The sequence below is a fragment of the Helicobacter pylori genome, from assembly GCF_011140715.1.
Taxonomy (GTDB): domain Bacteria; phylum Campylobacterota; class Campylobacteria; order Campylobacterales; family Helicobacteraceae; genus Helicobacter; species Helicobacter pylori_DA.
This window is the reverse complement of the sequence record NZ_SFZZ01000058.1, coordinates 1-20,398: the sequence shown is the minus strand read 5'-3', so window position 1 is coordinate 20,398 and position 20,398 is coordinate 1. Positions and strand designations below refer to the sequence as shown.

Genomic DNA, 20,398 nt, shown 5'->3' with positions numbered 1-20,398 from the left:
TTCAAAATTAAACCCCCTAAAGAAAGAGGGTTCAAAAAGGGAGTTTCACAAAGGGTTTAACGCGAGCTTTTAATAAGCGAACACATAATTCAAATACACGCTATAGAGTCTGCGGTATTGGAGTTGAGCGCCTAGCAAAGAATAGTAATTTGTGTTAATGGTGGGGATCTTCACGCCTAATTCCACGCCATGCTGAGCCGCATGATCGCTTGCTTTTTTCTTATTCCTAGCGAGATTCATTCTCAAGCCCAAGTTGAATAAGAATTGGAAATTCGCCACATTCATTTTAGCGCTATAGAAATTATTGAATGTCGCTAAATTCACATATTGAGAATTAAGCCACGAAGTGCCGGCTAAGGCGATACCCCCAAACACCCCAAAAGAAATTTTGCTGTTTTTAGTGGCTTTATCATTGATAAAGTTATAAAGGACATCTGTCCCTACCCCATAAGTGAACACATCAGAGGCTGAATTGAAAAAACTGGATTTGATATAGGCATGGTTGTAATCAAAAAAGCCGTAATACCTTAATCCCCACCTTCTTTTTTCACCAAAAAATTGCTTGTAGCCCACTTGCACGCCGATCCCATTCATCGCGCCGTTGTTGGTTTGAGAGCTGATTAAGCCAACGCGTCTGAAAGGGTTATGCCCTAATTCTTGCGTGGCGCTTAATAATTGCGAATAAGCGCTCTGGTTGACTTGATAAACAGTCTTTAAGCCCTCGGGGCTATTAGGGTTAGTGGATTGGCTTATCAAATTTTTAAGGAATGGGGAATTAGGCGTGTTTGAAGCGGTCGTGGTGATGCTGTTATAAGTGTTGTTCAAATTGCTAAGGCTGCCTCTAAAATCAAGTATCGTGCGCGCCAACAACTCAGATTGCTTGATTTGCTCTGCTTGAGTGCCAAAATGCGCAAGGCTGTTATTTAAAGCCGTTATCGTCTCTTCTACATAGGCGCAACCGGCTCCCCAAGTGTTGTTAGTAACCCCTTGACTAGGTGTTGTGCCATCACTTCTGCAAGCTGCCAAGTAATTTGATACAAATTGTTTTGGGATAGTGTCAAGATTGGTTTTGATTTGATCGGCTAGTTCAAGCATCTTGGCTTGCGCTTGCGCGTGATTGAGCATGTTTTGAGCGAAAGTTCTGTCAGCAGAGGTGTAAGGATTGAAATCTTGCGGCGCGTTTTGATTGCTTTGCTGGTTAAGGCTTTGAGCTTGCGTTACGATTTCTTGCGCGTTTTTGATCATGCTAGTAACGGCGCTAAACTCCGTGGCAAAAACTTGACACACATTCCCTGCCGTATCTAAATTCCACGGCGCGCCCCCATTTTGCCCTTTATTGTGATTGACCCATGGGCAGTTTGTAGTGAGGACGCTTATCATTTTACTGGCTTCTTGCAAAAGGGTTTGAGCGTTATTAGTAGTAGTAGTAGTAGTAGTTTTTTTACTAGTTTGCCCATTAGTTTGCGTTGTTACTTTGACTTCTATCTTTTGATTCGTGTCGTTCAAAGCGGGCACCCCTTGTTTTAACGCTTGTTGGAGAACCTGATAAGCGTCGTTAAGCTTTTTCATGTTATCAATGCTTAAAGGGCCGCTAATCCCATTATTATAACCGGTTAAGTTGCAATTAATGGAGCTTGAAGCATGCCCTGGTTGGTCCTCAAAGGTTACGCTTGGTTGCTTACTCTTACCAGGACCGCATTGGACATTATAGGCTATCACATTCCACAGCCCCACCGCCGCATTGAGTGCCAAATACACCGCTTGATACGCTGGGGAGTTGGTTTTTTCGCCAGTTAACCCTTGCGTGTTTGCTTTTAAATTATCGATCGCAGCATTGATTTCTGAAGGGCTGCTCGCGTTCGTTACCGCCTGATTGAGGTTGTTAAAATTGGTTAAAAGGTTGCTCAAATTCTCATAAGTGTCTGAAAGTCTTTTCAATTCGCCGGTGTTTTTCACCATTTGAGCGGCTTCACCGATCTGATAGCCCGCGCTTATAAAAAAGCCGTTGTCTTCAGCGTTTAAAAGCGATGAAGCGAGAGAGAGAGAGAGAGTAAAAAGGTTTTTTTCATAAATATTCTCCTTGGAATTAAATTGAGTGATTGGAATTTTATACATTAAGGATGTATTTGGAACATTGTAGCGCAAAATCGTTTTTTTTTTTTTTTGTCATTTAGAGAAAATTTTAGAATTTTGCATTTTTTGCGCGTTTGTTTGGGTGGTATTGGAAAGAGTTTTTAGATTTTATTTTAATAGAGCGCTAATGATAAAAGCTTAACAGAGATTTTTTGTTGCATGTTTTTCAAAACGAGCGGTTTTGTGAGATAAAAACCCCCCAAGAAGAGGGCTTTTATAAAAAATGGTATTAAAAAGCAAGGGGGCTTACATCATGCCGCCCATGCCTCCCATACCGCCCATGCCACCCATATCAGGCATTGCTGGGGCCGCTTTTTCCTCTTTGATTTCATGCACGGTGGCTTCTGTGGTTAAAAGCAGGCTTGAAACCGAAACCGCATTTTGTAGAGCGATCCTTTCTACTTTTAAGGGGTCAATAATGCCTTCTTTAAACATGTCCACATACTTGCCATTGCTAGCGTTAAAACCAAAATGCCCTTCGTGTTTTTGCACTTCATTCACGACCACACCGCCATCATAACCGGCATTGATAGCGATTTGAGCTAATGGGGCTTTAATGGCGCGCATGATGATTTCATAGCCCACTTTTTCATCATCGTGTAAATTCAAATGCACTTTTTGAGCCGCGCGAATGAGAGCCGCACCGCCCCCAATCACAATGCCTTCTTCAACCGCCGCTTTAGTCGCGCTCAACGCGTCATCCACTCGGTCTTTTTTCTCTTTCATTTCCACTTCACTCGCAGCGCCCACTTTAATCACAGCCACACCGCCAGAGAGTTTAGCCAACCTTTCTTGCAATTTTTCTTTGTCATAATCGCTTGTCGTGCTTGCGATTTGGGTTTTGATTTGCGCGACTCTGTCTTTAACATCATCGCTATGGCCTTTGCCATCTACGATCGTGGTGTTGTCTTTGTCAATCACGATCCTTCCGGCTTTGCCTAAAAACTCCACTTCAGCGTTTTCTAGACTCAAGCCTAACTCTTCGCTAATGACTTGACCGCCGGTTAAAATAGCGATGTCTTTTAGCATTTCTTTTCTCCTGTCCCCAAAGCCTGGAGCTTTAACCGCTGCGATATTCAACACGCCTCTTAATTTATTCACCACTAAAGTCGTTAAAGCTTCGCCCTCAATGTCTTCAGCGATGATTAAAAGCGGTTTGCCCTCTTTCATGGTTTTTTCTAGTAGCGGGAGAATGTCTTTCATGCTAGAGATTTTTTTATCCGTTAAAAGGATGTAAGCGTTATCCAATTGAGCGGTCATTTTCTCAGCGTTGGTTACAAAATAAGGGGAGAGGTAGCCTCTATCAAATTGCATGCCTTCTACAACATCTAATTCGTCTTCAATGCCCTTAGCTTCTTCAACGGTGATCACGCCGTCTTTACCCACTTTTTCCATAGCGTCAGCGATGAGTTTCCCGATATTGTGATCGGAGTTTGCAGAAATGGTCGCTACTTGGGTGATTTCTTCTTTACCGCCCACTTTTTTGCTCGCTTTTTTAAGCTCATTAATGATCGCTTCAGCGGCTTTATCCATGCCTCGTTTCACTTCAATAGGGTTAGCCCCAGCCGTGATATTCCTCAAACCTTCTTTAAAAATGCTATAAGCCAACACGGTCGCTGTGGTCGTGCCATCGCCGGCAGCATCAGCGGTTTTGCTCGCTACTTCTTTAACGAGTTGAGCGCCCATGTTAGCTACCGGGCAACTTAATTCAATCTCTTTAGCCACGCTCACGCCGTCTTTGGTGATGCTTGGAGCGCCGTAGCTTTTTTGGATCAACACATTCCTGCCTCTTGGCCCCATGGTTACTTTGACAGCGTCATGGAGTTGTCTCACGCCTTCAAATAAAAGGTTTCTTGCACTATCTGAAAATTTGATTTCTTTTGCCATTTTGTATCCTTAATAATAATGTTTTTAGTGTTTTTTGTGATCATGACAGCAAGCTTCATGCTCTTTAGCATGTTTATGGTCATGACTATTTGTATGACAACAAGAGCCTGAGCTCACAATGCCTAGAATGTCTTCTAGTTCTAACACCATGTATTCAACGCCGTCTAAAACGATTTCTGCGCCTTTGTATTTGCCAAAAGCGATCACATCGCCTTCTTTAACGCATTTGCAACCCTCGCTGATTTTATGGCTAACCGCTTTGACTACGCCCATTAAAGGCTTTTCTTTAGCGTTATCAGGGATGATGATGCCTGAACTGGTTTTGTTCTCTTCTTCAAGTCTTTCTACTAAGACCCTTTCTCCTAATGGTTGAAACTTCATTTCAGTTCTCCTAAGTTTTGATAAATAAAATAGAAATTTAGCGCTTAGTATTCTTAAGCGACATAACTATAGCGCATTTTTAGGGATAAGTCAAGCCATAAAAACAAAGCTAATAATATAACTATAAGGCTTATTAAGTCTATTTGTATAAAGTTTCATTAGTTTAAAAATATAAGGATTAGAAAAGGGGGCGTTATCAATAAAGATTTTATTTATTGAGTATAATTCATTCAAGCGAGTTACAACAAGAAAGCAAGATGAAGAAAGCATGAAAAATGATTCTTAAAAGTTCCATTGATCGCCTTTTGCAAACGATAGATATTGTAGAAGTCATTAGCTCTTATGTGGATTTGAGGAAATCAGGTTCTAATTACATGGCTTGTTGCCCTTTTCATGAAGAAAGGAGCGCGAGTTTTAGCGTCAATCAAATTAAAGGGTTTTACCATTGCTTTGGGTGTGGGGCGAGCGGGGATAGCATTAAATTTGTGATGGCGTTTGAAAAGCTTTCGTTTGTGGAAGCGCTTGAGAAATTAGCCCACCGATTCAATGTAGCTTTAGAGTATGACAAAAGCGCTTATTACGATCATAAAGAAGATTACCACCTTTTAGAAATGGTGAGCTCGTTATATCAAGAAGAGCTTTTTAACGCCCCGTTTTTTTTGAATTATTTGCAAAAAAGAGGGCTTAGCATGGAGAGCATCAAAGCGTTTAAGTTAGGCTTATGCACGAATAGAATTGATTACGGCATTGAAAATAAAGGCTTGAATAAGGACAAGCTCATTGAATTAGGCGTGTTAGGCAAGAGCGATAAAGAGGATAAAACCTATTTGCGCTTTTTGGATCGCATCATGTTCCCTATTTATAGCCCTAGCGCTCAAGTGGTGGGCTTTGGAGGGCGTACCTTAAAAGAAAAAGCGGCCAAGTATATCAATTCGCCCCAAAGTAAGCTTTTTGATAAATCCAGTTTGCTCTATGGCTATCATTTGGCTAAAGAACACATCTATAAACAAAAGCAAGTCATTGTAACCGAGGGGTATTTGGATGTGATTTTATTACACCAAGCGGGTTTTAAAAACGCCATAGCCACGCTTGGGACAGCTTTAACGCCATCGCATTTGCCCTTGCTTAAAAAAGGCGATCCAGAAATCCTCTTAAGCTATGATGGGGATAAGGCAGGGCGGAATGCGGCTTATAAAGCGAGCTTGATGTTGGCTAAAGAGCAAAGGAAAGGGGGGGTGATTTTGTTTGAAAACAACCTAGACCCAGCGGATATGATCGCTAATCATCAGATTGAAACCTTAAAAAATTGGCTATCGCGCCCCATGGCTTTCATTGAATTTGTTTTAAGGCACATGGCTGGTTCTTATCTTTTAGACGATCCTTTAGAAAAAGATAAAGCCCTTAAAGAAATGTTAGGGTTTTTGAAAAACTTTTCCTTGCTTTTACAAAATGAATACAAGCCCTTAATCGCTACGCTTTTGCAAGCGCCTTTGCATGTTTTAGGGATTAGAGAGCCAGTTTCTTTTCAGCCTTTTTACCCCAAAACAGAAAAACCTAATCGCCCTCAAAAGTTCGCGCATGTTTCTAACACGCCCAGTTTGGAATTTTTAGAAAAATTGGTGATCCGCTACCTTTTAGAAGATAGGAGCTTGTTGGATTTAGCGGTGGGTTATATCCATAGTGGGATATTCTTGCATAAAAAACAAGAATTTGACGCTTTGTGTCAAGAAAAATTAGACGACCCTAAATTAGTTGCGTTATTATTAGATGCGAATTTACCCCTAAAAAAAGGGGGGTTTGAAAAGGAATTGCGTTTGTTGATTTTGCGCTATTTTGAGCGCCAACTCAAAGAAATCCCTAAAAGCTCGCTCCCTTTTAGCGAAAAAATGATCTGTTTGAAAAAGATTCGCCAGGCCATTATAAAATTAAAACAAGGAGAATTAGTCGCCATATGAAACAAATAAAAGCTTTAGCCCTATTTAGTGGGGGGTTGGATAGTTTGTTGTCCATGAAATTACTCATTGATCAAGGCATTGAAGTAACCGCTTTGCACTTTAATATAGGGTTTGGGGGGAATAAAGATAAAAGAGAGTATTTTGAAAACGCCACCGCACAAATCGGGGCTAAACTCTTGGTGTGCGATATTAGAGAGCAGTTTTTTAACGACGTGTTGTTCAAGCCCAAATACGGCTATGGGAAATATTTCAACCCTTGTATTGACTGCCATGCCAACATGTTTAGGAACGCGTTTTATAAAATGCTTGAATTGAACGCGGATTTTGTTTTGAGCGGGGAAGTGCTAGGGCAACGCCCTAAATCCCAAAGGAAAGAAGCGCTCAATCAGGTGAGGAAACTAGTCAGAGAAGTGGGCGAAGAGGCTCGTTTTGATCTTATTTTAGACCGAACGCAAGCAAGCGGTGAAAAGCCTCAATTTTTAGACGAATTGCTCTTAAGGCCCATGAGCGCTAAACTCTTAGAGCCTACTTTTATGGAAAAAAAGGGTTGGGTTGATAGAGAAAAGCTTTTAGATGTGAGCGGTAGGGGGCGCGCTAGGCAATTGCAAATGATCAAAGATTATGGCTTGAAATATTATGAAAAGCCGGGTGGGGGGTGCTTGCTTACGGACATTCAAGTGAGCAATAAAATTAAGAATTTGAAAGAATACAGAGAAATGGTGTTTGAAGACAGCGTGATCGTTAAAGTTGGGCGTTATTTTGTCTTACCCCATAACGCTCGTTTGGTGGTGGCAAGGAATGAAGAAGAAAACCATAAATTGGATATTCAACACCCCTTAATGGATAAGATTGAATTGCTAGGCTGTAAGGGCCCTTTGAGTTTGGTGGATAAAAACGCCAGCAAAGAAGATAAAGAATTGGCCGGCCGTATCGCTTTAGGCTATGCTAAGACTTTAAAAAATCAAGCTTACCTCATTCAAATAGGGAACGAAAAGCGCGAGCTTTACCCTTTGGATAAAGAGAGCGCTAGAGAGTATTTATTCGCTTAAAAGGGAGTTTTTGAGAGTTTTTAGGGGTTTTCTTTTTATGCTATAATGGAAAAAGTTCTGATCAGCGTTAAGCGATTTGCTAGGAGGTCTGTATGCAAGAGTTTTTAGGTTTTGGTGTGGTGGGGAATTTTGCAGGGCATTTGGAGCAAGCAGGAGAGAGTCATAGTTTTATTAACATGAAAAGCGAAGAAAAGGACGCCCCTAAGGGATTATTCCCTTTTTATATCCCCTATGAAAATTGCTATTTGGGGCGTTGTTGCATTAATAACCATAAGATTATTTTGCCTAGTGATTTGGATTTGAAGGTGCAAGCAGAGCCAGAAATCGCTTTAGAATGCGACGTTAAGTATGATGAAAAACATTTGGTAACCAAGCTTGTGCCTAATTTTTTCATGGCGTTTAACGACGCTTCTGTGCGCAATCTAGACGCCACAAAACTCTCCCAAAAAAAGAATTTTTCACCGGCTTCTAAAGGTATAGGGCAGAAATTGCCTATTGACAGGTTTGTTTATGGGGGGGTGTGCAATAATTTTTCTATCGCGTCTTTTTTGAAATACGACAATGTTTGGCACATTTATGGGGAAAACAGCAAATTGCTCAAATACGAGTTTTTTTATCAAAAACTCTTAGATTGGATCAAAGACAGATTGAACCACCAACAAGATGGCGATTCTTTAGAGGCTTTAAGACCTTTTTTAGAACGCCATAACTTCCCTACTAAAATGGTTTTTGCGATCGGAGCTACCCCTTATATGCCTTTTGCGCAAGAGCATTTTTTGCAAAAAGGCGATGAGGTGGTGATTATCGCTTACAACCATTTACAATACAGCTTTGAAAAGATTCAAAACCTCTTAGAAGAGGACGCCCTACAAACCAAAGAACACGCTAATCTTTCTTATGTCTATCAAATCGTAGAGTAGTAAGGCTTTTTCTCTTTAGCTTTGCTTTTTTACCCCTTTTAAAGATAAAACCACCCCTTTTGACCCCCTTTTAGAGGATTTTTATGGTTTTTTTGAGATAATAAAGCGTTATAAAGTTAATTAAAATTAAACAGAAGGGTTTTGATGTCCGCTCATTTTTTAAAAATCGTTTTTTTAGTAGGCATGTGCGTTTCAAGTTTGTTCGCTGAAGGCTTAGAAGGGTTTTTTAACGCCCTAGAAGCCCAGCTCAAAAGCCCCATCGCTAAGGGGATTTTAATGGTGATTTTCATAGGGATCGCTATTTATGTGTGGAGGAATTTAGACCGGTGGAAAGAGATTTTATTCACGATCCTTGGCGTGGTGTTTGGGATTTTTTTATTCTTTAAAGCCCCGAGTTTGGCGAATTGGTTTATGGGAATTTTTTAATGATTATCCTCTCAGCGAGCGTGAAGAATTTGCGTGAAATTTCGGTTAAAGAAAAATTTTTATGGCTGAACGCTAAGTCTTATTTGATTTCTGTTTTTGCGCCTTTTATTTTGCTCCCTTGGATTGATTTGTTGAGCGCTTTTTTATTGTATTTAGGGTTTTTAGCGCTCTTTAGCGTGCTGGAATTTTTTGATGAAGACATTGCAGATATTATTGTGGCTAAAAGCAAAATAAAGACTAAAACCAAATGTTATAGAGCGTAGAATGTTAGAAAAGCTTTTAGGCGCTATCAAACAAAAAGTTTCAAACTATTTTTTAGGGGTTTTGCCTAAAAGCTATTCTATGAGCGAAGAAAACAACATTTTAGGCTTGTATGATGAACATTTTTTACTCACTAAAAACGAAAACTTAGTGGGTATCCTCCGTTTAGAGGGGGTGAGTTACACCCATTTAAGCACAGAGCAATTGCAAGATCTTTTCACCGAGCGCCAAATGGCGTTGGATTCTTTAGAAAAAGTCGTGGCGCGCCTGGTGGTTAAAAGGCGTAAAATTGATCACCAACAAAACATTCAATCTGATTCTCAATACTTGCAAGCGATCTTGAATCAATTTGAAAATAAAGAAGTGTATGAGAATCAGTATTTTTTGGTTTTAGAAAGCGCGCACTCTTTACAGGGCGTTTTAGAGCATAAGAAAAAATCTTTCATGCACGCTAATAGGGAAAATTTTAAGGATATTCTCTCTTATAAAGTGCATTTTTTGCAAGAAACTTTAAAAAGCCTAGAAATCCAGCTCAAAAATTATGCCCCCAAACTCTTAAGCTCTAAAGAGGTTTTGAATTTTTATGCAGAATACATTAATGGGTTTGATCTCCCTTTAAAACCCCTAGTAGGGGGGTATTTGAGCGATAGCTATATCGCTAGTTCTACCACTTTTGAAAAAGATTATTTCATTCAAGAAAGCTTTAATCAAAAAACCTATAACCGCTTGATTGGCATTAAGGCTTATGAGAGCGAACGCATCACTTCTATAGCGGTGGGAGCGCTTTTATACCAAGAGACTCCACTAGATATTATCTTTTCCATAGAGCCTATGAGCGTGCATAAAACACTGAGTTTTTTAAAAGAGAGAGCCAAGTTTAGCATGTCTAATCTCGTTAAAAACGAGCTGTTAGAATACCAAGAATTAGTCAAAACCAAACGCCTATCCATGCAAAAATTCGCCCTAAACATTCTTATTAAAGCCCCCAGTTTAGAGGATTTAGACGCTCAAACCAGCTTAATTTTAGGGCTTTTATTTAAAGAAAACTTAGTGGGCGTTATAGAAACTTTTGGCTTGAAAGGGGGGTATTTTTCCTTTTTCCCTGAACGCATCCATTTGAACCACCGCTTGCGGTTTTTAACCTCTAAAGCCCTGGCGTGTTTGATGGTGTTTGAAAGGCAAAATTTAGGCTTTAAGGCTAATTCATGGGGGAATAGCCCTTTGAGCGTGTTTAAAAATTTGGATTATTCCCCTTTTTTATTCAATTTCCACAACCAAGAAGTGAGCCACAACAACGCTAAAGAAATCGCCAGAGTGAACGGGCATACTCTAATCATAGGGGCTACCGGGAGCGGTAAAAGCACGCTGATTAGCTTTTTAATGATGAGTGCTTTGAAATACCAAAACATGCACCTTTTAGCATTTGATAGGATGCAAGGGCTGTATTCTTTCACAAAATTTTTTAAAGGGCATTACCATGACGGCCAATCTTTTAGCATCAACCCCTTTTGTTTAGAGCCTAATTTGCAGAATTTAGAATTTTTGCAATCCTTCTTTTTGAGCATGTTGGATCTTGCCCCTTCAAGGGATAAAGAAGCTTTAGAAGACATGAATGCGGTTTTTAGCGCAATTAAGAGCCTTTATGAGACCTTATACCCTAAAGCCTTTAGTTTGCTAGACTTTAAAGAAACGCTTAAAAGAACCTCATCTAACCAACTAAGCTTGAGTTTAGAGCCGTATTTGAATAACCCCCTTTTTAACGCTTTGAATGACGCGTTCAACTCCAACGCTTTTTTAAATGTAATCAACTTAGATGCGATCACCCAAAACCCTAAAGACTTAGGGCTTTTAGCCTATTATTTGTTTTATAAGATCTTAGAAGAGTCCAGGAAAAACGACAGCGGGTTTTTGGTTTTTTTAGACGAATTTAAATCCTATGTGGAAAACGATTTGTTGAACACTAAAATCAACGCTTTAATCACGCAAGCCAGGAAAGCTAATGGCGTGGTGGTGTTGGCTTTGCAAGACATTTACCAACTCAGCGGGGTCAAAAACGCCCATAGTTTTTTAAGCAACATGGGGACTCTTATTTTGTATCCGCAAAAAAACGCTAGGGAGTTGAAACACAACTTCAATGTGCCTTTGAGCGAGACTGAAATTTCATTTTTAGAAAACACCCCTTTGTATGCCAGGCAGGTTTTAGTCAAAAATCTGGGTAACGGGAATTCTAACATGATTGATGTGAGTTTGGAGGGTTTGGGGCGTTATTTGAAAATCTTTAATTCAGATTCTAGTCATGTCAATAAAGTGAAAGCGTTACAAAAAGACTACCCTACAGAGTGGCGTGAGAAACTTTTGAAGAGTTAGTTTAAAAAAGTCAATATCATTTTGAAACACTCCTATTCAGATGGCTAAGGCACACAAGAAATTAAGGGACTCTGCTGTATTCCTACCCTGAAGCGTTACCCTAAAGTCCTATTGCATAGGTCTAAATAAGAGCTTAGGGATCATTTTAACCATAAAAAGCTTATGTTTTCATTAAAAATGTTATGATACGCTCAAATTAGTCAAGCAAACAAGCAAAAAAATTAAAAGGGTTAGATTGAAAATATTCGTTCTGTTGATGTCGGTAATTTTAGGAATATCATTAACAGGTTGCATAGGCTATCGTATGGACTTAGAACATTTTAACACGCTCTATTATGAAGAAAGCCCCAAACAAGCTTATGAATATTCCAAACAATTCACTAAGAAAAAAAAGAACGCTCTTTTATGGGACTTGCAAAACGGCTTGAGCGCTTTATACGCCAGAGATTACCAGACTTCTTTAGGGGTGTTAGATCAAGCCGAGCAACGCTTTGATAAAACCCAAAACGCTTTCACAAGAGGGGCTGGTTATGTGGGTGCTACCATGATCAATGATAATGTGCGCGCTTATGGGGGGAATATTTATGAGGGCGTTTTAATCAATTATTACAAAGCGATAGACTACATGCTTTTAAACGATAGCGCGAAAGCTAGGGTGCAATTCAACCGCGCGAACGAACGCCAACGCAGGGCTAAAGAATTTTATTATGAGGAAGTGCAAAAAGCCATTAAAGAGATCGATTCTAGCAAAAAGCACAATATTAATATGGAACGCTCTAGGGTAGAAGTGAGCGAGATTTTAAACAACACCTATTCTAATTTAGACCAATACGAAGCTTATCAAGGCTTGCTTAACCCGGCGGTTTCGTATCTCTCAGGGTTGTTTTACGCTTTAAATGGGGATAAGAATAAGGGATTAGGCTATCTTAATGAAGCCTATGGGATCAGTCAAAGCCCTTTTGTAGCTCAAGACTTGGTTTTTTTCAAAAACCCTAACAGGAGCCATTTCACTTGGATCATCATTGAAGATGGTAAAGAGCCGCAAAAAAGCGAATTTAAAATTGATGTGCCTATTTTTATGATCGATTCGGTTTATAACGTGAGTATAGCCTTGCCCAAGCTAGAAAAAGGGGAAGCGTTTTATCAAAATTTCACCCTCAAAGATGGAGAAAAAGTAACGCCCTTTGACACTTTAGCCTCAATAGATGCGGTGGTCGCTAGCGAATTTAGGAAGCAATTGCCCTACATTATCACCAGAGCCATTTTATCGGCTACTTTTAAGGTGGGCATGCAAGCGGTGGCGAACTATTATTTGGGGTTTGTTGGCGGGTTAGTAACTTCGTTGTATTCAGGTGTGAGCACCTTTGCAGACACCAGAAACACGAGCATTTTTGCCCATAAAATCTATCTCATGCGTATCAAAAATAAAGCCTTTGAAAATTATGAAGTTCGAGCTGATTCTATTGACGCTTTTTCGTTTTCCTTAAAGCCTTGTAAAAGATCGCTTGAAAACCCTAAAGTCATTGACGCTAGGGAATTGCTTTCTGGGTTTGTAGCAGCCCCACAAATCTTTTGCTCTAACCGCCATAATATTTTATATGTGCGCAGTTTTAAAAACGGGTTTGTTTTGAGTCGTTTAAAATGATTTCAAAACCCCCACCAAAGGAATTTTAGTTTTTAAGTGTCGTTGGCATTAAACACAAACACGATATAATTATAAAACGATACGAAAACCTAAATTAAGGGGAAGTCATGGCTGATAGTTTAGCGGGCATTGATCAAGTTACGAGTTTGCATAAAAATAACGAGTTGCAATTGTTGTGTTTCAGGCTGGGTAAAAACAAGGATTTGTATGCGGTCAATGTCTTTAAGATCCGTGAAGTGGTGAAATACCATGGCAATCTCACCATCATCAGCCACGAAAACAATTCGCTCGTTGAGGGTTTGATCATTATAAGAGAGCTCACCATTCCTTTGATTGACATGAAAAAATGGTTTTATTATGACAGCCAAAACAAGAGCAAGGATTTACGCCCTTACAGGATAGAAAAAGACAAGGGCGAAGACGATATTGTCATGATTTGTGAGTTTTCTCGCTGGACCATAGGGGTTAGGATCTATGAAGCGGATAGGATTTTGAGCAAGAAATGGACTGAAATGGAGCAAAGCGCTGGGTTAGGGGGATCTGCAGGCAATAACAAACTCGTGAGCCGCACGCGCTATTTTGACGGGCGCTTGGTGCAAGTGGTGGATATTGAAAAAATGCTTATAGACGTGTTCCCTTGGATTGAAGATGAAAAACACAGCGATTTAGAAACGCTTTCTAAAATCCATTCTAACCAGTGCGTTTTGCTCGCTGATGACTCCCCAAGCGTTTTAAAAACCATGCAAATGATTTTAGACAAGCTGGGCGTCAAGCACATAGATTTTATCAATGGTAAAACCTTATTAGAGCATTTGTTCAACCCAACAACCGATGTGAGTAATATTGGCCTGATCATTACCGATTTAGAAATGCCAGAAGCGAGCGGTTTTGAAGTGATCAAGCAGGTTAAAAACAATCCTTTGACTTCAAAAATCCCTATCGTGGTCAATTCTTCTATGAGCGGGAGCTCTAATGAAGACATGGCCAGGAGCTTAAAGGCCGATGATTTTATTTCCAAGTCTAACCCCAAAGACATACAGCGAGTGGTTAAGCAATTTTTGGAATTAGCATGAAAAAATACAGCGCTATCCCCACCCCTTGCTATGTGTTAGAGAGCGAACGCTTAGAAAAAAACGCCAAGATTTTAGAAATCGTGCGCCAACAAAGCGGGGCAAAGGTCTTGCTCGCTTTAAAGGGGTATGCGTTTTGGCGTGAGTTTGGGATTTTGAGGCAAAAATTGAACGGGTGTTGCGCGAGCGGTCTTTATGAGGCTAAGCTCGCTTTTGAAGAATTTGGGGGGCGAGAGAGCCATAAGGAAATTTGCGTTTATAGCCCGGCTTTTAAAGAGGCTGAAATGAGCGCGATTTTACCCCTAGCGACAAGCATTATTTTCAACTCTTTTCACCAATACGCCACCTACAAAGACAGGATTTTAGACAAAAACAAGCAATTAGAAAACTTGGGCTTAAGCCCCATTAAAATGGGTTTGAGGATTAACCCCCTTTATAGCGAAGTAACCCCAGCGATTTATAACCCATGCTCTAAAATGAGCCGGTTAGGGATTACGCCTAGCGGATTTGAAAAGGGGGTGAAAGAGCATGGCTTAGAGGGGGTGAGCGGGTTGCATTTCCATACGCATTGCGAGCAAAACGCCGACGCTTTGTGCCGGACTTTAGAGCATGTGGAAAGGCATTTCAAGCCTTATTTAGAAAACATGGCGTGGGTGAATTTTGGTGGGGGGCATCATATCACTAGGAGCGATTATGATGTGAATTTACTCATCCAAACGATTAAGGATTTTAAAGAACGCTACCACAATATAGAAGTGATCTTAGAGCCTGGGGAAGCCATAGGGTGGCAATGCGGGTTTTTAATCGCAAGCGTGATAGATATCGTTCAAAACGATCAAGAAATTGCGATCTTAGACGCTTCTTTCAGCGCTCACATGCCCGATTGCCTAGAAATGCCTTATCGCCCTAGTATCCTTAAAATTTCTGTAGAAAATGATGAAGAAATTATTGAAGTTGAAAAGGGTGAAAATCAAGGGGCGTTTTCTTACTTTTTAGGCGGCCCCACCTGTTTAGCGGGGGATTTTATGGGGAGCTTTAGCTTTGAAACGCCTTTAAAAAGGGGCGATAAAATCGTGTTTCAAGACATGCTCCATTATACGATCGTCAAAAACAACTCGTTTAATGGCGTGCCACTGCCAAGCCTGGCTAAAATAGACTCGCAAGGTTTTAAGATCCTCAAAAGCTTTTCTTATGAAGATTATAAAAACAGAAATTAAAGCTTTAATTAAGGCTTTTAATTAAGGTTTTTAATTAAGGCTTTTAATTTAGGTTTTTAATTTAGGTTTTTGATTAAGGTTTTTTGATTAAGGTTTTTTGATTAAGGTTTTTTGATTAAGGTTTTTTGATTAAGGTTTTTGGGGCTTGTAAAAAGACCCACGCACAACATTCCAGTGCCAAGCCCAGCCAACACCGCGCCAATGGTGTGCATGTCTAAATAAATGCGAGCGAGCATGGTTAAAGGGATTAGGGGCAAGAGCCACAAGTATTTTTTAAAAGAATAACGGCGCATTAAAAACGCCACCGCCAAACCCACCATAGACGAATGCCCGCTTGGCATGTTGAAATTACCCCCATAAGGGCGCTCGCCCAAACGCTGATCATTGATCGTTACATGGTTTAAGGCTCTTTTGGTGGCATGCGTGAGAAAAGTTGTAGCGATAGAAGCGTTAGCGACTTGAAAAAGCCCTACCGCATCTCTTTGGATCAAGGGAATCGCCACAGATAAAATCGTAGGGATAAAGCGCGCGTAATGCTCGGTGAAATGAAGCGCCAAAGGCACGCTTTGGTGTTTAGGGACTTTAGGGAATGGCGCAAAAATGCCTAGTAAAATCAAGCCCAAACTGAGCGCTAACAAAGTTTTAGAAAAGCTTTTGGGCAGGCTTTCACAAAATTTTTGTTTAAATAAGAATTTTTTCATGAGTGTTATTTTACTCTTTTTTGTGTTTAAGCAGGTCTAAAGAAGGGCGATAAGCAGCGCTAGGGGTTTTAAAATCTTCAAACACCCCTAAAACGCTATGGAAAATGGTGTTTTGATTAATGGGGGTTTGGGTTTGAATGATGGAATGCTTCTCTTTAAAAAGATCGTTGGCATAAACGATGAAGGGGATCTCGTATTGCTCTTTAGGGGCGATGCTTTTAGGAATGCCATGCAAATAATACGCCCCTTCGCCCAAACTTTCGCCATGATCGCTTAAATAAATCATTAAGGCGGGCTGCTTGGCGTTTTCAAGCATGCTAATGATTTTGTCTAACAGATAGTCGTTATAAAAAATGGTGTTGTCATAGGCGTTAATCAGGCTTTCTTTGGAGCAAGAAGACAGATCAGCGCTTGAGCAATAGGGCTTAAACACCCTAAAATTTAAAGGCACTTTATTGTCATAGTTGGGGCCATGCGAGCCGGCAAGGTGCAAGATGAGTAAGACATTTTCATTAGAGCGTTCTTTTAAAAGGTTGGGTAAATTATAGAGTAAGGATTCATCATAAGGAGCGATCGCTTCACAATTGGGGCATTTTTGAATCAATTCATAGTTTTTAAGATAGCTTGTAACCTTAACGTTCTTTTCGCCGTCATTCGCGCTATACCAAAAGACTTTGATACCCGCTTTAGTCAAGTAAGTGGGCAAGTTTTCATAAACACCCAAGCTGTTTTTAAAAGAAGAATCTAAAATGCATTCCAAACTCGCTGTCGTGTAAGTGGCGCAAGAAGTAGCGTTAAAAAGGGTGAGTTCATGATTTTCTAAGCGTTTGCTTAATCTTGGGGTGGTGGGTTTTTGATAGCCATAAAGGGCGTAATTGTGTTTCCTGGCACTTTCGCCAATGACTAGCACCACAAACGAATTGGAATGGTTGGGCGAAAAGAGAGGGAGCGGCTTGATGGTGGGGGCGAAAAATTTGAGAGCGCTCACTCTAAAAGCGTTCACGCTATAAGCGAAGGGCAAAATTAAGCCCCCTATGAATTTCGCATGCTTGTCAAACCACAGCCAATTTTTAGCGTTCATTAAAGCGCTAGCGATAAAGATAAACACTAACGCCAAGATCGCTAAAAAGGGCGCTTTTTTAGAAGAATTTTTAAGGGGGATTTTATAGATAATATAGCCAGGTAACACCCCAAAAACAACGATAAAAATGAATAATTTAACGCTCAAAAAGCCTAAAACTTCATGCGTGTTGGTGTTTAAGACATTACCCATCATGCTCTTATTTAAAAACACCTTATAAGCGCTAATGAAATAGAAAGCGACGGAATTGAGCCAACTAAAAACAACCGCGCTCCAACGCATCAAAGAAGCAGAGATCAAGCCTAACGCCAAAAAGAGAGCGCCATTAACGCAAAAAAGCACGATAATAATCATGGCTATAAAACTAACCTGGTTGCTTTCTTTATAAACATAAGCGAATAAGGGGAAATGGTATAAAACGCCAAAAATAAGGCTATAGAGCAAACCGGCTTGCAGACAACTTAGGGGCTTTAAAAACTTCAGATGGAATAATGATGTCAAACACGCCCCTTAAAATCAATCAATCTTATGATTATATCGTAGGTATGGGGATTTTATGGTTTATTTTAAGGGTGGAAAGCGTTTTTTAGGGTGGTTGCGTTTAAGAGCTTTAAAGCGCGTTTGTTGTAGGATTTCATCACGCCCCATAGTTAGGATATGGGGCAAATCCAAATAAGGAGCATGCCATGAAGCGTAAAAATGGCAAACGCTCTTGGAAACTATTATACCTTGAAATTTCTTTTTCTTGGTTTAAGGTAGTGTTTTTGATGAAACGCTAATTTCTAAGAGCGTTCCCTAAGCCTAAAAAGCTTAGGGGTTTCCTTGTGGGTGGTTTGTCCTTGACTTTGGGGCGTTTTCATTGGGTTATAAAAATGATCGCTTGAATAACGCTAATTTTTATTTAGATTGTAAAAAACGCCTTTGAGTATTTTTTGTGATTAACGCTTGAAGTCAAAAAACTTTGTTTGGTGGAAAAAATTAAAAAAGTTTAGAAAAATAAAAACTTTATGAAAAGATTAAAAAGCGAGTGGGAAGTCAGCGTAAAAAGATTAAACCCCCTAAAAAGAGGGTTTAAAAAAGAAATCCCTTAAAAAGGGAGTTTTAAGTTTTTAGTAAGCGAACACATAGTTGAGATACACGCTATAAAGCCTTCTGTATTGCAAGGTAGTGCCTAGCAAAGAATAGTAATTCGTGTTGATCGTGGGGATCTTCACGCCTAATTCCATGCCATGTTGCGCACTATGATCAGTGCCTCTTCTCTTATTCCTGGCGAGATTGGTCCTTAAGCCCAGATTGAATAAGAATTGGAAATTCGCCGTGTTGATTTTGGCCTTATAGTAATTGTTCACGTTCGCTAAATTCACATACTGAGAATTAAGCCATGAAGTCCCGGCTAAGGCGATACCGCCAAACGCGCCAAAAGAAATCTTATTGTGTTTAGTGGCTTTATCGTTGATGAAATTCACTAACAAATCGCTCCCCACGCCATAGGTCCAAACATCAGAAGAAGCGTTGAAAAATTGGGATTTGTTATAGGTGTGGTTGTAATCCACAAAGCCGTAATACCTTGCACCCCATCGTTTGTTTTTCCCAAAGAATTGCTTATAGCCCACTTGAAAGCCGATCCCATTCATTGCGCCGTTATTGGTGGTAGAAGCGGCGATTAAGCCGGCGCGTCTGAAAGGGTTACTGCCTAATTCTTGGCTCCTGGATTGCACTTGAGAATGGATATTGGAGTCAATATAGTAGTTATCCTGTATGCCTTGCGGGCTATTAGGGTTAGTCTTTTTGCTCACCACATTTTGTAAAGATTGCGCATCAGGCAAGCTTGAAATGGCTGCTGTGATGCTGTCATAGTGTTCACCTAGCTTTTGATACTGACTGCTGAAGTTCGCTAAAGTGTAGGCGAGGTTGCGCGCGTTATGGATTCGCTCCGCTTGGTCGCCAAAATGAGCGATGCTGTCTTTTAAATTCGTTACGGTCTCTCCCACATACGCGCAACCGGCTCCCCAAGTGTTAGAAGTCACTGTGCCGGATGGCGTGCCACGGAGATGGCCATTTTGCACTTCATGGCACACCCCTAAAGAGTCTTTTACGAACTCTGCAGGGATTCTTTCAAAGTCTTTCACCACTGCTTGGACGCGGTTTAAAATCTCCGCTTGCGCTTTAGCGTTAGCGAACATGCTTTGGGCGAAGTTAGCGTCTTTATAGGGGTTGAATGTCTTCCCGGTGTCTAGGTTGTGCTGGTTTTGTGCGTTTGCAGCAACGATCTTGGATTGCTCTACGGCTATTGCAGCGTTTTTGATCATGTCTTGAATCGCGCTGATTTCATTTTTAAAAATCCCGCACGCGCTCCCATCGCCTTTCAAATATATTCCTTCCCATAAACTACCACTACTCGCACCACCTGCACCACCATTGTTGATCCATGGGCATGCGCTATTAAGGGTAGTTATAATGGTGCTAGCCTGTTCTAAAAGAACCTGAGCGTTATTTTTTGTAACAATTTCTTCTCCATTATTATTCGTATTCGTGTTTCCATTATTTTTATTGATTGTGAATTTGAGTTCTGTGTTGGTGTCGCTTAAGGCTGGGATTTCTTGCCCGCTTGCTCCAAAAGCCTTTTGGATGATTTGATAAGCTCTATTGATTTTCGCGTAATTTTCAGTGGATAAAATGCTGTATGGTCCTGGTTCATAACCAGTAGTGCCACAAGTAATGGTAGTGCCTCCCCATTGATTTGAAGGCGTGTTGTGGAAAGTTTGAACGCCCCCATTTTTGCTTGTGTCTTTACCGGGACCACAAGGGCTGATCGCATAGCTCATGACTTGCCACAACCCCGCTGCCGCATTCAAGCTCAAAAGCACCGCTTGATACGCCGGGGAATTCTTTTTGTCATTGATTAAATTCTTTGCGCTAGCGTTCAAATTGCCCCTTGCGTTATTGATAGCGTTGGGGTCGGCGGACTGCCTGATGAGAGTGTTTAGGACGCTATAATTCGTTAAAAGATTGTTCAGTCTTCCATAGCTGTCTGAAAGATCTTGAATGCCTTTGGTGTTTTTCACCATTTGAGCGGATTCGCCGATTTGATAGCCGGCGCTTACAAAAAAGCCGTTGTCTTCAGCGCTTAAAGCGGAAACTAAAAGCGAACCTAAGGTTAATGACAGAAATTTTTTCTTCATGTTTTCTCCTTTACTTTTTAAAATAAGATTGAAATTGTTAGTAAATCTTGCGGAAGTGTGTCTTTAAGTAAGACCATACCGCAAGCTTTCGTTAATATAGTATAAATTCATGGGATTTTGATA

Annotated in this window: 15 protein-coding genes and 1 other RNA gene; 9 read left to right on the top strand and 7 right to left on the bottom strand. The window is 40.4% G+C overall.

The window, feature by feature from the left end:
• Positions 1-69: 69 nt before the first annotated feature.
• The 3 genes from hopZ to groES all read right to left on the bottom strand — a co-directional run bounded on the left by hopZ (position 70) and on the right by groES (position 4,401).
• A complete protein-coding gene (hopZ, locus tag EWZ81_RS05655) occupies positions 70-2,115 on the bottom strand; it encodes a Hop family adhesin HopZ (protein WP_205250245.1) in 2,046 nt (681 codons plus the stop codon).
• A 264-nt stretch (positions 2,116-2,379) separates the two neighbouring features.
• Entirely contained in the window at positions 2,380-4,020 is a 1,641-nt protein-coding gene (groL, locus tag EWZ81_RS05650) for a chaperonin GroEL (protein ID WP_001040281.1), read from the bottom strand.
• Positions 4,021-4,044: 24 nt separating this feature from the next.
• Positions 4,045-4,401 carry a co-chaperone GroES gene (gene groES, locus EWZ81_RS05645; RefSeq protein ID WP_000671958.1) on the bottom strand — a complete coding sequence of 119 codons (357 nt, stop codon included), beginning with the start codon at positions 4,399-4,401 and terminating at the stop codon, positions 4,045-4,047.
• 275 nt (positions 4,402-4,676) lie between these two features.
• Between groES and dnaG the strand changes: the two genes are divergently transcribed.
• The 6 genes from dnaG to EWZ81_RS05615 all read left to right on the top strand — a co-directional run bounded on the left by dnaG (position 4,677) and on the right by EWZ81_RS05615 (position 11,379).
• Complete coding sequence (gene dnaG / locus EWZ81_RS05640) at positions 4,677-6,356, top strand: DNA primase (RefSeq protein ID WP_165549313.1); 1,680 nt, start codon at positions 4,677-4,679, stop codon at positions 6,354-6,356.
• The gene (locus EWZ81_RS05635) at positions 6,353-7,405 is read left to right on the top strand and encodes an MnmA/TRMU family protein (protein ID WP_077644361.1); all 1,053 of its coding nucleotides are present in this window, start codon (positions 6,353-6,355) and stop codon (positions 7,403-7,405) included. Before dnaG ends, EWZ81_RS05635 begins: the two co-directional genes overlap by 4 nt.
• Positions 7,406-7,497: 92 nt before the next feature.
• The gene (locus EWZ81_RS05630) at positions 7,498-8,325 is read left to right on the top strand and encodes a DUF5718 family protein (RefSeq protein ID WP_165549312.1); all 828 of its coding nucleotides are present in this window, start codon (positions 7,498-7,500) and stop codon (positions 8,323-8,325) included.
• A 144-nt stretch (positions 8,326-8,469) separates the two neighbouring features.
• A complete protein-coding gene (locus EWZ81_RS05625; protein ID WP_001272690.1) occupies positions 8,470-8,751 on the top strand; it encodes a TrbC/VirB2 family protein in 282 nt (93 codons plus the stop codon).
• Positions 8,751-9,014, top strand: a complete 264-nt coding sequence (locus tag EWZ81_RS05620) for a hypothetical protein (protein ID WP_000584956.1) — start codon at positions 8,751-8,753, stop codon at positions 9,012-9,014. Before EWZ81_RS05625 ends, EWZ81_RS05620 begins: the two co-directional genes overlap by 1 nt.
• A 1-nt stretch (position 9,015) precedes the next feature.
• A complete protein-coding gene (locus EWZ81_RS05615) occupies positions 9,016-11,379 on the top strand; it encodes a VirB4 family type IV secretion/conjugal transfer ATPase (RefSeq protein WP_165549311.1) in 2,364 nt (787 codons plus the stop codon).
• Between the two features lie 30 nt (positions 11,380-11,409).
• On the opposite strand, the gene ffs is transcribed toward EWZ81_RS05615, so the two are convergent.
• Positions 11,410-11,507: signal recognition particle sRNA small type (ffs, locus tag EWZ81_RS05610), an RNA gene on the bottom strand.
• A gap of 176 nt (positions 11,508-11,683) precedes the next feature.
• Here ffs and EWZ81_RS05605 point away from each other — a divergent pair.
• The 3 genes from EWZ81_RS05605 (at position 11,684) to nspC (ending at position 15,311) form a co-directional block, all read left to right on the top strand.
• Positions 11,684-13,024, top strand: coding sequence for a COG3014 family protein (locus tag EWZ81_RS05605; protein WP_165549310.1), 1,341 nt, complete (start codon positions 11,684-11,686; stop codon positions 13,022-13,024).
• A gap of 107 nt (positions 13,025-13,131) precedes the next feature.
• On the top strand, positions 13,132-14,097 hold the full coding sequence (gene cheV1, locus EWZ81_RS05600) for a chemotaxis protein CheV1 (protein ID WP_165549309.1): 966 nt from the start codon (positions 13,132-13,134) through the stop codon (positions 14,095-14,097).
• Entirely contained in the window at positions 14,094-15,311 is a 1,218-nt protein-coding gene (nspC, locus tag EWZ81_RS05595) for a carboxynorspermidine decarboxylase (RefSeq protein ID WP_165549308.1), read from the top strand. The genes cheV1 and nspC overlap by 4 nt, the downstream gene beginning before the upstream one ends.
• A gap of 101 nt (positions 15,312-15,412) precedes the next feature.
• On the opposite strand, the gene lpxE is transcribed toward nspC, so the two are convergent.
• From lpxE to sabA, 3 genes are all read right to left on the bottom strand, one after another.
• Positions 15,413-15,973 carry a lipid A 1-phosphatase LpxE gene (gene lpxE / locus EWZ81_RS05590; RefSeq protein ID WP_231630411.1) on the bottom strand — a complete coding sequence of 187 codons (561 nt, stop codon included), beginning with the start codon at positions 15,971-15,973 and terminating at the stop codon, positions 15,413-15,415.
• Positions 15,974-16,022: 49 nt separating this feature from the next.
• On the bottom strand, positions 16,023-17,594 hold the full coding sequence (gene eptA / locus EWZ81_RS05585) for a phosphoethanolamine--lipid A transferase EptA (protein ID WP_021173188.1): 1,572 nt from the start codon (positions 17,592-17,594) through the stop codon (positions 16,023-16,025).
• 608 nt (positions 17,595-18,202) lie between these two features.
• On the bottom strand, positions 18,203-20,275 hold the full coding sequence (sabA, locus tag EWZ81_RS05580; protein WP_165549307.1) for a Hop family adhesin SabA/HopD: 2,073 nt from the start codon (positions 20,273-20,275) through the stop codon (positions 18,203-18,205).
• Between the last annotated feature and the right edge of the window lie 123 nt (positions 20,276-20,398).